Origin of the sequence: Kribbella sancticallisti (assembly GCF_039530625.1) — a bacterium.
In the GTDB taxonomy this organism is placed as follows: domain Bacteria; phylum Actinomycetota; class Actinomycetes; order Propionibacteriales; family Kribbellaceae; genus Kribbella; species Kribbella sancticallisti.
Genome location: NZ_BAAAOS010000018.1, coordinates 71537 through 83647 on the forward strand (window position 1 = coordinate 71537; position 12111 = coordinate 83647).

The window sequence follows — 12111 nt, forward strand, 5'->3', positions numbered from 1 at the left end:
CCTATCGGCCAAAAGGGGCCGGGCGTTTCGGCCGGATCCCTTGTTAATCCACAGTAAGTCCAACCTCGCGGTGCACCGTCGTGGGAAAGACGAGCACGCGACGAGGAGATCCGATGGCACCTGAGACGGTACTGCCCTGCTACGTCGCCTGCGACGGATCGTTGTCAATGGCCGAGCACGACAAGGCGGTCGCTGGGATCGTTGCCAGTTTCGTCGGTCGTCTCCACCGCGCCGCGGCGACCGGATCGGCCGTGGTCCGGCTCGGGCTGATCGGCTTCTCCGACTCCGCTCAGGTTCTCCTCCCGCTCGGGCCCTTGGGTGTCTTCAAGCTGCCCTCCGCGGCGAGACGCGGTACCTCGATCACCAGCTTCCGTACCGCGTTCAGCTTCCTGCTGGACACGATCGACTCGGATCTCGGGCTACTCCTGGCCGGGTCGGCGGCCGTCCGCCGGCCCGTCGTGCTCTTCGTCTCCGACGGGCAGCCGACCGATCCGGCCACCTGGCCACCCGCGCACGCCGCCCTCACCGACCCCGCGCGGCCGACGCATCCCCACCTGTTCACGGCCGGCGTCGGCGATGCGGACGCTGCCACGTTGGACCGCATCGCGACACCGTCACCGCCGCCGGACCGGCGAGACGCCGCCGTCCTCGACGGCTTCACCTGCTCGACGTACTGCTCGCTCCTCATCCCTCCTGAACCAGCGGCGCGGACGAGTTCGTCGCCGTCCAACTCTGATCCATCCGGGGTCCAACCGTCAGCGCAACGCTGAGGTCCTGCGGCCCACGTCCGGTATTTGTTCCCTGCACCGACAGGAGGTGTGGTGATGAGCCACAGCACCCGCACGGGCTTCTCCGCGCACGACCCCGGCGAAGCCGAACCCGCATACCCGCCTTACGAGCGCACGCTGCTCCGGCTCGGCGAGGAGGAGCCGATCCCGTCGCCGGGCTGCCGCGAGGAGCCATGTGCCAAGCCCGAGATCGGGCCGGTCGATCTGTACTGCCCGGATCACGAGCGGCTGATCCCCTTCAGCAAGGTCGATCTCGGTCGCGCGCGCTGGTTCGTCGTCAATCTGTTGCGTGCCGCCGCCTGTGGTGCGGTGGTGCTCGCGGCGCTGACGGAGAACTCGATCCCGTTGTTCCTGCTGTTCGTCGTCGCCGGGCTGGCTGTGGCGGCGGCGCCGCTCTACCGGTACCCGCTGACCTGGAAGGTCGCAGCGGGCGCGTGGCTGGTCGCCGGTCTCGTAGCAGCTCTGCTGCCGTTGCTCGGCCCGGCCACCGAATCGGTACTCCGCGCGGTGCTCGCCGGGCTGGTCCTTGTGCTGGCGGTAGTTCACACCGGCGCGTTCGCCTGGTCCCGTCAGAAGTTGCTCGGTGCCGCTGCGCCGGCGGTGACCCTGGCAGCGTTCGCGGTCGTTCCGGCCATGGCGCTCGGCTGGCTCTTGTCGCACCCCTCGGTCGGCTTCACCTCGGTACCGGCCTGGCTGCGGAACTGGTTGCTCGTGGGTACGGTGACCGCGCTCGCGGGGATGGTACTGATCGCGGCGATCGCGGGAGCCATCCAGGGGCAGTCGAGGGTGGACAGGTCGGTCTTGCCGATCACTGCGGCGCGCGCGGTGCCGTGGCAGGTTGACTGGAAGGCCGCAACCCATCGGGGATCCTGTTCGGCGAGGAAAACTCCACTGGAGCGGGCCCTCAACGAGTTCGCGACCCGCGCGTCGGCCGCGGTCGTTGCCGCTGCACGGGGAGTGGCAAACCTGCTGTTGCGCGCGGCCCACATCGTCCAGGTCGTGGTGGTCCGGCTGATCAACTGGGTTCATCGGCGGCTGGTGATGGGTGTCCGCAGATTCGTCGCCGCGATCAAGGCCACCGGGGCCGTACTCGCGGAGGCTGCACGTTTGGGCCGGCCGGTGCTGGCCAGGACAGCTCGTGTCGTGGTTCTGCCTGCACTGATGGTGGCGATCGGTGCCGCTGCCGCAGTAGTCGGCGCGGAGTACGCCCTGCGCTACCTGCTCGGTGAGGGGCTGGTCATCCTCGCCCCATTGGCGGCGGCGATCGTGGCCGGCTTGGTCGCACTGACGCTGCTGTGGATGTCGCTGGCCGGGCTGTCGCTGCGGGTCAGCGTGGACTCGTGGCTGCACTCGGTCTCGGTCGCCACGCCACAGGTGATCGTCATGTTCACGCTGGGCGGCTGGATCGTCGGTCTGCCCGGAACTCTTGGCCACGGCCCCATCACGCTCGGGCCCGTGACCATCACGTCGACCGTGCTCCTGCTCGCTGTCTTCGCCTGGGCCCGTTGGACCGGGAACGACGAGGTGGGGGACACGGCTGATAGCGCCCGGCCGCCGGTTGCGCCGGCCGGGAAGTCGATCGCAGGAGGGAGGTGATCGACATGGAGAAGGGTCCGGAGAACAAGGAGGCGCCGAACGCGGCGGAGCTGCTCCGGCAGCGGAAGCGGTCGGAGGAGGAGAAGAAGCGCCTGCTGGGCGAGGCCGCGATCAAGGCCGTCAACCGCGGCAAGTGATGAAGGCGAAGGCGGGAACGGTGCTGTGGCGTTCCCGCCTTCGGCCCCGCGGCTCATGCGGCGGTCGGGTCGTCGTCGAGCCGGGGCACCAGCCCTCGGATCTTGCTGACGAGTTGGTTCAGGTCGGCTCGGCCGTCGCGGTGGCGCAACCGGACGAACTGGTTGCCGGCCAGCCTCCGGATGCTCGGCGGGAGCGCGGCCCTCGACAGGGTCGGCACGTCGCCGACGAGGACCGGGACGACGTGGGCGCCGGCCCGGTAGGCCTCGACGATCTCGGTGCGAACCCAGTCGCCGCGCTGGTCGATGAGCCGCCGGCCGTACTCATCGGTGGAGGTGAGCCATCGCCGGCCGATGACCACGAGCAGGACGTCGCACCGTCGTACGGCGGTGCGCAGAGCCTCGTCGAACGGTGCCCCCGCGGCGATCGACCTGCTGTCGAGGAACACGTTCTCGTCGCCGAAGCGGGCCGAGAGCTCGTGGTCCAGCAACATCGCGGCGCTGGGTTCGTCCGTGGACCGGTAGTTGATGAAGATCGAAGCAGAGGTGGCGTTGTTCATGACGCAACCTTGGAACAGGACCATCAGTGCGCACGAGCGTAACCAAGACAAAGTCTCTGCTCGGCGGCGTCGGGCATCGTGCCGGGCTGCGGAAACCGGCACCGGTTCACCTGTTGGCCGCCCGTGAGCTCACAGCTGCCATGCGCCAGATTCGAGGCGCCTCCGGGGTTGAAGCGGCCAACACTACGAAGATCCTCAACGACACCATCAAAGAGCTGTACCCCGATGCTCGTCCAGGACCTCGCGAGGACAAGGTCCGATTGCGTTCCACTCCTCGCCTCGTGTCTCCGCGGTATCTCTTGCAGCTCGAACGCGGTGAACATTCCAACCGCGATGTCAACTCGCTCCCGCACTGGCTCAAGGTTCTGGAAGTCGACCGCATCCGGGCGAACGCGAGCCGGGTGCCGGCGTGGCTCGTTCGAGCATACGACGTCGCCTTTGGTGCTGACGGCTTCCTGGCCGATGTCTACACGTGGAGTGAGGCATTGCAGGAAGACCAGTTGCGAGACCTGCCGCGCAGGGTTCGCGACCGGCCGATCGAGGTGATGCCGGGCGACGAGTACGCCTACCTGACCCGCGATCTCGGGGAGCCGGGCGACAGCCTGCGGCGCCTGTTGCTGACTCAGGCGTCGGAGTTGGCGGGGCAGCGGGACCGCTTCCGAGCAGCACCGCGGATGTGGGCGCCGGTGACTGGCGACAAGACGGGCTTTCTCGGCGAGGCGGAGGACGAGGCGCCGGAAGGGACGATCGCCGCGCCCGGCAGCATGCTGGTCGCGCGGTTCGTCATCCACAACATCGGACAGGTGCGCTGGCGCGACCGGCTGATGTACCGGGTGGGCAGTGCGTCCGTCGGCATGGCCAGTTCTCCGTGCGTCCCACTTCCCGACACCGACCCCGGATCCACCGCCGACGTCCGCTGCGTACTGCGGGCTCCCACGGCACCGGGCACGTACCGCGCCTGCTTCAAGATGGGCTGGATGGACGGCACCTACTGCTTCCCGACGACCCTTCTGGGCGTCCTCTTCACCGTGATCGTGCCGCCCGCGGACATCGCGGACCCCTACCAGGACTGGCCCGATCATGACTGACAACCGGGCGGAGGTCCTGCGAACGCTGCGGGGTACCACTTCCTTGAAGAAGTTCATCGACCGTCTGGTCGAGTACGGACTCACCGAAAAGCTCACCAGGCAACGGCTCAGCAAAATCGAGAAGGGAACGGCCGTCTTCCCACCGGGGTTGGCGGCAGAGATCGCCGAAACGCTGATTCGGTCCGGGGTGCCGCCTCAGCAGGTGGAGCCACTGCGCGTGGTACGGCAACCGCTGATCGAGCCGGTGCCGGCACGTACCGCGGCCATGCGGTGGAAGCAGTGGAGCCGCATGGTGGCCCGGGTCCCGAACAGGAGATGGTGGGAGCAGCCGCTGACGGTGCTGTCCCGGATGACGTCATCCGAATATGCGGGCGCGTACCGGCAACTGTTCGAACGCTACGGCGGCGACAGCGAGGAAGTGCTCCACCTGCTCCGGCGCCGCCTGGAGATCGGAGGGGAAGGCGGCCCGTTCCACCCGGTCGAGGGCGATGCCGTTGGAATCCGCCGTGCCGCCTCCACGCTCCGGGTTTGCGCCGATCGCACGGACCTGTTCCTTCTCGAGGTCAAGCTCCGCAACACCGGGACCGTGCCGTGGCGTGACCGACTGCTCTTCCGGCTGGGGACCCCGGTGTCCGCGAGCCTGCCGTTGACGCCGGCGATCCTGCCGGTGCCCGACACCGACCCGGGTGGTGTCTGCGAACTGATCGTGCCCGGCCGGGCGCAGTGGTTCCAGAATCTCGCGGTGGTGAGCTACGTGATGGTGTTCCCTGATCTGTCGTCTTGTCTGCCGGGCCGGCTCCCTCTGTGGGTCGACACTCGCACGGAGGTGTACGAAAGCACGTTCGACCTGCCTCCCGGCTTCCCGGCTGCAGAGATCGCGGACTGACAGTCAGGCGGTCGGCGCCAGCGAGCGGAGTTTCTCCAGGTACGTCTGGTACGTGGTGGTGAAGGGTTCGGCGGTGGCGATGTTGGCTACCACCCACTCGCAGGTGGCTTGCGCGGTGGCTACCACCTGGGGTGGGTAGTTGTAGAGCTTCTGGTGGGTGTGGAACTCGTCTTCGTCCATCACCTTGATGGTGCCGTCTCGGAGGAGGCGGATGTCGAGGTCGAGATCGATGGTGGTGACGGAGTTGACGCCGAATTCTGCGGGCATGGTGATGTCGCAGTAGATCTGGGTGGGGTGGGGGGTGTCGTTGAAGAGGGCGCTCCACCATTGGCCGTGGGGGAAGAGGCGGACCCGGTGGTGGTCGATGGTGACCCAGGTGCCGTCGGCGCGTTGGGCGCGGGAGCCGGGGAGGGAGCCGGTCCACAGGCCGTGGTCGTCCTCGCCGAGGTTGATCGACTCGAGCCTGCGGTGGGGGCGGCCGTCGTACTTGCAGAACAGTGTCCTCACCAGCTCCATGCGATGACTTTAGGTGAGGTCGACATCACAAGCGAGCAAGCTCTGCGGGGAGGCGTCCCGGAGTGTGAGATTCGTCGGGACGGCCCGGCCAGGTTCGGATTCGTCGCTGACCGTGCATAGACTCAAGCATTCGAGGACAACCGCGGAGGAGCTCGATGCGCGTGCTGGAGACGGTCGGAGGACCAGAGGACCTCAAACGCATGACCGACCACCAGCTGCGTGAGCTGGCCTCGGAGATCCGTGACGTGCTGGTCGAGACGGTGTCCAGGACCGGGGGACATCTGGGCCCGAACCTGGGCATGGTCGAGATCACCCTGGCGATGCACAGAGTGTTCGAGTCGCCCCGCGACCGGCTGGTCTACGACACCGGCCACCAGACCTATGTCCACAAGCTGCTGACCGGCCGGGCGCCGAAGTTCGACACGCTCCGTCAGCAAGGCGGGCTGTCGGGGTACCCGAGCCAGGCCGAGTCCGAGCACGACATCGTCGAGAACAGCCACGCCTCCACCTCCCTTTCGTACGCCGACGGCCTGGCCAAGGCGTACCGCCTCCGGGGTGAGGACCGGCACGTGGTCGCGCTGATCGGCGACGGCGGCCTGACCGGCGGGATGGCCTGGGAGGCGCTGAACAACATCGCCGCGGCCAAGGACCTCAAGCTCGTCATCATCGTCAACGACAACGGCCGCTCGTACTCCGCGACCGTCGGCGGCCTCGCCACTCACCTGACCAGCCTCCGCACCAACCCGCGGTACGAGAAGATCCTCGACCTGGTGAAGAAGAACCTCAGCCGTACTCCGTACGTCGGCCCGCCGATGTACGAGGTGCTGCACGGGGTGAAGAAGGGCCTGAAGGACATGCTCGCCCCGCAGGGCATGTTCGAGGACCTCGGCCTCAAGTACGTCGGCCCGGTGGACGGCCACGACCGGGAGGCGATGGAGGACGCGCTGGCCAAGGCGAAGGCGTTCGGCGGCCCGGTGATCGTGCACGCGGTGACCCAGAAGGGCTTCGGGTACGCGGCGGCCGAGCAGGACGAGGAGGACAACTTCCACCAGATCCGGCCGAAGAACAAGCCGCGCGGCTGGACCGACGTGTTCGCCGACGAGTTGGTCGAGATCGGCCACCGCCGGCCGGACGTGGTCGCGATCACCGCCGCGATGCTGCACCCGACCGGCCTGGCCGCCTTCGCGCAGGAGTTCCCCGACCGCATCTTCGACGTCGGCATCGCCGAGCAGCACGCGGTGACGAGCGCCGCGGGCCTTGCGATGGGCGGCCTGCACCCCGTCGTCGGCCTGTACGCGACCTTCCTGAACCGTGCGTTCGACCAACTCCTGCTGGACGTCGCGCTGCACAAGTGCGGCGTCACCTTCGTGCTCGACCGCGCCGGCGTCACCGGTGACGACGGCCCGAGCCACAACGGCATGTGGGACATGTCGCTGCTGCAGGTGGTCCCCGGCCTCCGGCTCGCCGCGCCGCGCGACGGCTCCCGGGTCAAGGAACTGCTGAACGAGGCGATCGAGGTGGACGACGCCCCGACCGTACTGCGGTACGCCAAGGGCGAGGTGTTCCCCGACATCGACGCGATCGACCGGGTCGGCGGCTGCGACGTACTCGTTCGCACCGGCACCGACGTCCTCATCGTCGGGATCGGGTCGATGGCGGCCACGGCCGTGAACGTCGCGCACCGGCTCCAGGCCCAGGGATTCGGCGTCACCGTGCTGGATCCGCGCTGGGTGAAGCCGGTCGATCCGGCACTGATCGACCTGGCCGGCCAGCACAAGTTCGTCGTCACCATCGAGGACAACGGCCGGGTCGGCGGCTGTGGCGCGGCCATCGCGCAGGCGCTGCGGGACGCCGGCGTGAGCACTCCGGTCCGGGACTTCGGCATCCCGCAGGAGTTCCTCGACCACGCCAAGCGGGACGCGGTCCTGGCGGAGATCGGGTTGACGGGCCAGGGACTGGCCCGGGACGTGATCGAGATGATCGCCAGTCATCAAGGGGACGCGATCGCCAGTGAGCCGGACACCGCGACGCGCAGGCCAGGCGGCGCCTGACCCGGGGCCGGCGAGGGGCCGTCACGCGGCGGCTTCCCGGCAGCGGCGATGGTGGCCGCTGCTGCTCTCGCTGGTTCTCGTGGCCGGGGCCGTCGCCGGTGGTCTCGCCCTGCATCGCTCCGGCTCCGGAGCCCAAGCGGAGTCACCCGTCGTCAGCGGCGGAGCACCCAGCACCACCGGAGTCGACGAGGCCGCGCGGTCCAGCGCGGTCGGCAAACTGCTCGAGGCGCGGGCCGCGGCGATCCAGTCGGGCAGCGGGGCGGATTTCCTCGCCACCGTCGACGCGGGCAACAAGTCCCTGGTCGCGCGGCAGAAAGTACTGTTCGCGAACCTGCGCCAGTTCGGATTCGCCAGCCTGCGCTACGACCAACTCAGGGAACAGTTCGACCAGCGCCTCGTCGACAAGTACGGCCCGTCGACGTACCTGGTCGCGGTCGCGATGACGTACCAGCTTCAGGACATCGATCCGCAGCCCGTCCGGACGATGCTCGGCTACACGTTCACCCAGAAGGCCGACGGCAACTGGATGCTGGTGTCGGACTCCGACATGGACCACCTGCTGCCGCGCGGGTCGCACCAAGAGGCCTGGGACATCGGCGAGGTGCTGGTGAAGCGCGCTCCGCGGGTGCTGGTCGTGGTCGAGCGAGAGCAGGAAAGGCTCGCGAACAACCTGGCCGCGAAGGCCGCCAGCGCGGTCCGGGCGGTCAGCAAGAGCTGGCCCGGTGGGTGGACCGGGTCCGGGGTGGTGATCGCGCTCGACGACAAGGTGGTGCGCGGCGCCGACTACACGTTGCCGAAGAACGCCGAGGACGCGCTCGCGATGGCGACCTGGGTGTACCGGACGCTGCCGGGCGAAGTGTCCGGGATGGGGGAGCGGGCCGACTCCTACGTGGTGATCAACCCGCGCAACCGTTCGAAGGTCGATGCCCGCACGCTCGCGCACGAGTTCACCCACGTGGCGACCGCGTCGTACGGGGCCTACGCGCCGCGGTGGCTGGTCGAGGGCGCGGCGGCGTACGTGGAGTTCCTGCCGATGGACGGGGCGACGGACCTTGCCCTCGACAAGTACCGGGACGAGGTACGGACGAAGTACCTCGCGAAGGCGAAGAGTCTGCCGCTGGATGCCGTCTTCTTCGAGGACTCGAACAGCTCGTACCCGATGTCCTGGCTGGCCGTGGACTACCTGTTCACGAAGTACGGCGGGACCGAGGTCGGCACCCTCTACCAGGAGCTGGCGGCGCTGGGCTCGACCCAGGCCGAGCGGAACCGCATCATGCTGGAACACCTGGGTACTACCGAAATAAACCTTTTCCAAGCCCTGAAAGCAGCAGCGGCCAACTAGGGGCAAGTTGTATACCCGGCGTGTCGGTGGTGGATCCGGCAGGACCGAGTAGGGTAGCCGGGCTGTGACAGACGGGCGCGGACCGGAGGAATCGACCCGACGTGAGTGTGATGCCACCTAGCGCCGCCCCGCCCGGCGCTCAGGTTCCGCCCCACGGGCCCCGCCGCTGGCTGGGCCTGATCGTCGTCGTGGCCTTGGTCTCCGGTGGTGTCGGCTACGCGGTGCACGACCGGGAACGGGATGCCCGGGCCAGGCCGGTCCCGTCCGTGACCGTGTCGGCCCAGCCCACTCAGGGCACCAGGCCGCCGTCCAAGACCGCCGCCGCCGTGGCCGCTCGCCGGCTCGCCGTCGACACCTTCCTGCTCCGCCGGGCCAAGGCCGTCCGGACCGTCGACGAGCGGCTGTTCCTGCAGGACCTCGACCCGGCGAACGTGAAGCTGAGGCAGGAGCAGAAGATCCTCTTCGCGAACCTCGTCGAGCTGGGACTGGACGAGATCGGGTACAGCCAGGCCGAGGAGCGGTTCGACCAGGTGGCGGTGAAGGAGCACGGCTCCTCGACGTACCTGGTTCGGGTGCTGATGCGGTACCAGATCCACCAGGTCGACCTGACCCCGGTGACGACAGAGCTCGGCTACACCTTCGTCCAGCGTGCCGGCCGCTGGATCCTCGTCGACGACACCGACCTGGACGACGATCTCGGACCAGGCGCGCACCAGGAGGTCTGGGACCTGGGTCGCTTCGAGGTGCACCGCGCGCCGCGGGTGCTGGTGGTGGTGGAGAAGGGCGACACCAGACGCGGCCGCGCGATCGTCACCGAGGCCAGGGAGGCGCTGGTCCAGGTGACGACGTACTGGCCGCGCAAGTGGCGTGGATCGGTCCTGATCGCGGCGCTCGACGAGGCCGAGATCCGGGACGCGCGGTTCGCCGACGAGGACATCGAGTCGGCCGCGAGCGCCGGTTCCACCTTCTCCTCGCTGCCTGGTGAGGACACCGCTGACGGCACGGTGGCCGGCGCCTACATCGTGATCAACCCGAAGGAACGCGACCGGATCGACGAGATCCTGCTGTCGCACGAGGTCACCCACGTCGCGACCGCCGACCTCGGCGGGTACGAGCCGCTCTGGCTGGCGGAGGGCGCGGCGGAGTACGTGTCGTGGCGGGGGATCGAGGCGATCAGCGGCCCGGGCGACGTGGCCGAGTGGGAGCAGGAGGTCATCGACGAGGCGCTGCCGCTGCTGCAGGCGCTGCCGTCCGACTTGGGTTTCTACTCCAACAACGCCGACGTGTACGGCGTGAGTTGGCTGGCCGTCCGCTTCCTGGTGCAGCGGCTCGGACTGACGGCCGTGGCGGAACTGTACGAGGACCTCGCCCGGCACGGAACCGACCAGGCGGCGCGCGACCGGATCCTGCTGACCCGGACCGGATTCACCGAGGCGACGCTGTGGATCTACCTGAAAGAGTACGAACCTCAACGCTGAGTGGCGGTTTGACCTCGTGCCGTCAGACGGGCACGCTCGGATGATCCGTCCGAGCTCGAGGAGGCGTCCAGATGAGTCTGTTGCGGAAGAAGACGATCGAGCAATCGATCGCTGACACCGACGAACCGGAGTACCAGCTCAAGAAACGACTCACCGCCGTCGACCTGACCGTCTTCGGCATCGGCGTCATCATCGGCGCCGGCATCTTCACGCTGACCGGCCGCGCGGCCAAGGATTTCGCCGGTCCCGGTATCGCGCTGTCGTTCGTGCTCGCGGCGATCTGCTGCGCGCTGGCCGCGCTGTGCTACGCGGAGTTCTCCTCGACCGTGCCGGTGTCCGGTTCGGCGTACACGTTCTCCTACTTCTCCCTCGGCGAGATCTTCGCCTGGATCATCGGCTGGGACCTGCTGCTCGAGTTGATGCTCGGGGCGAGCGTGGTGGCCCAGGGCTGGTCCACCTACGCCGCCTTGTTCCTCGACCAGATCGGCCTCGGCTGGCCGGAGTCGATCGGCCCGGACAGCAGCGTCAACGTGCTGGCGATGCTGCTGATCATCGTGCTGACCATCCTGGCGACGATCGGCATCAAGGAGTCGCTACGGGTCAACCTGGTCCTGGTCGCGGTCAAGCTGTTCGTGGTGCTGTTCGTGATCGTGGCCGGCCTGTTCTACATCAACGGTGACAACCTGACCCCGTTCATCCCGCCGAGCGTGCCGGCCGAGAGCGGCGAGGTCAGCATCACCACCCCGCTCTTCCAGGCCCTGTTCGGGTTCACGCCCTCGACCTTCGGGGTGATGGGCCTGGTCTCCGGTGCGTCGCTGGTGTTCTTCGCGTTCATCGGGTTCGACGTGGTCGCGACCACCGCCGAGGAGGCGAAGAACCCGCAGCGCGACCTGCCGCGCGGCATCCTCGGCTCGCTGGCGATCTGCACGGTGCTGTACGTGCTGGTCTGCATCGTGATCACCGGCATGGTCAATTACCAGGACATCAGCAGCGAGGCCGCGCTGGCGGAGGCGTTCCGCTCGGTGGGCCGGCCCGGTTTCGCCACGCTGATCTCGGCGGGCGCGGTCGCCGGTCTCACCACCGTGGTGCTGACGCTGATGATCGGTGCCGCCCGGGTCGTCTTCGCGATGAGCCGGGACCACCTGGTGCCCGCCAAGCTGGGCATCACCCACCCGAAGTTCGGTACGCCGTACCGGCTGACGCTGGGCATCGGTCTGGTCGTCGCGGTGGTGGCCGGGGTGACGCCGATCGGCAAGCTGGAGGAGATGGTGAACATCGGCACGCTGGCCGCGTTCACCCTCGTCTCGATCGCCGTGCCGCTGCTGCGCAAGCGCCGCCCCGACATCCAGCGGTCGTTCCGGGTCCCGGGGAACCCGGTGGTGCCGATCCTGGCGGCGCTGATCTGCATCTACCTGATGCTGAACCTGTCTCTGGAGACCTGGCTGCGGTTCGCGATCTGGATGGCCATCGGCTTCGTCATCTACTTCGTCTACGGCTACCGCAAGAGTCGCGTCGGCGAGTCCGAGCGCACCGGCGAGAGCACCAGGGCCTAGCGCCTGGCGCCAGGGCTTAGCTCCAGGTGCTGCGTCCAGAAGCCGTCGCGGGTGGGGATCTCGTCGTGCAGAGCGTCGGGGAGTCCGTCATGGCCCGAGCGTCGCAGGGCGGAACCGGT

Annotated in this window: 11 protein-coding genes; 9 read left to right on the forward strand and 2 right to left on the reverse strand. The window is 68.3% G+C overall.

The annotated features are described in order from the left end of the window. Nucleotides 1–113: 113 nt before the first annotated feature. The 3 genes from ABD255_RS10710 to ABD255_RS10720 are packed head-to-tail and all read left to right on the forward strand — an operon-like array spanning nucleotide 114 to nucleotide 2521. Nucleotides 114–770 carry a vWA domain-containing protein gene (locus ABD255_RS10710; RefSeq protein ID WP_344212480.1) on the forward strand — a complete coding sequence of 219 codons (657 nt, stop codon included), beginning with the start codon at nucleotides 114–116 and terminating at the stop codon, nucleotides 768–770. A gap of 54 nt (nucleotides 771–824) precedes the next feature. Next, nucleotides 825–2384, forward strand: coding sequence for a hypothetical protein (locus tag ABD255_RS10715; protein WP_344212482.1), 1560 nt, complete (start codon nucleotides 825–827; stop codon nucleotides 2382–2384). 5 nt (nucleotides 2385–2389) lie between these two features. Then, the gene (locus ABD255_RS10720) at nucleotides 2390–2521 is read left to right on the forward strand and encodes a hypothetical protein (protein WP_344212484.1); all 132 of its coding nucleotides are present in this window, start codon (nucleotides 2390–2392) and stop codon (nucleotides 2519–2521) included. Nucleotides 2522–2574: 53 nt separating this feature from the next. On the opposite strand, the gene ABD255_RS10725 is transcribed toward ABD255_RS10720, so the two are convergent. Next, nucleotides 2575–3078: a toll/interleukin-1 receptor domain-containing protein gene (locus tag ABD255_RS10725; RefSeq protein ID WP_344212486.1), complete on the reverse strand. Its 504-nt coding sequence runs from the start codon at nucleotides 3076–3078 to the stop codon at nucleotides 2575–2577. A 281-nt stretch (nucleotides 3079–3359) separates the two neighbouring features. On the opposite strand from ABD255_RS10725, the gene ABD255_RS10730 reads away from it, so the two are divergent. Then, nucleotides 3360–4166, forward strand: a complete 807-nt coding sequence (locus ABD255_RS10730; protein WP_344212488.1) for an NBR1-Ig-like domain-containing protein — start codon at nucleotides 3360–3362, stop codon at nucleotides 4164–4166. Further along, a complete protein-coding gene (locus ABD255_RS10735; RefSeq protein ID WP_344212490.1) occupies nucleotides 4159–5052 on the forward strand; it encodes a hypothetical protein in 894 nt (297 codons plus the stop codon). The genes ABD255_RS10730 and ABD255_RS10735 overlap by 8 nt, the downstream gene beginning before the upstream one ends. A gap of 3 nt (nucleotides 5053–5055) precedes the next feature. On the opposite strand, the gene ABD255_RS10740 is transcribed toward ABD255_RS10735, so the two are convergent. Next, complete coding sequence (locus ABD255_RS10740; RefSeq protein WP_344212492.1) at nucleotides 5056–5568, reverse strand: DUF402 domain-containing protein; 513 nt, start codon at nucleotides 5566–5568, stop codon at nucleotides 5056–5058. Nucleotides 5569–5723: 155 nt separating this feature from the next. Here ABD255_RS10740 and dxs point away from each other — a divergent pair, with 155 nt between their 5' ends. From dxs to ABD255_RS10760, 4 genes are all read left to right on the forward strand, one after another. Beyond that, nucleotides 5724–7619, forward strand: coding sequence for a 1-deoxy-D-xylulose-5-phosphate synthase (gene dxs / locus ABD255_RS10745; protein WP_344212494.1), 1896 nt, complete (start codon nucleotides 5724–5726; stop codon nucleotides 7617–7619). A gap of 79 nt (nucleotides 7620–7698) precedes the next feature. Further along, a complete protein-coding gene (locus tag ABD255_RS10750; protein WP_344212496.1) occupies nucleotides 7699–8961 on the forward strand; it encodes a hypothetical protein in 1263 nt (420 codons plus the stop codon). Nucleotides 8962–9071: 110 nt separating this feature from the next. After that, nucleotides 9072–10439, forward strand: a complete 1368-nt coding sequence (locus tag ABD255_RS10755; protein ID WP_344212498.1) for a gluzincin family metallopeptidase — start codon at nucleotides 9072–9074, stop codon at nucleotides 10437–10439. A gap of 71 nt (nucleotides 10440–10510) precedes the next feature. Continuing rightward, on the forward strand, nucleotides 10511–11992 hold the full coding sequence (locus ABD255_RS10760) for an APC family permease (protein WP_344212500.1): 1482 nt from the start codon (nucleotides 10511–10513) through the stop codon (nucleotides 11990–11992). Nucleotides 11993–12111: the final 119 nt, after the last annotated feature.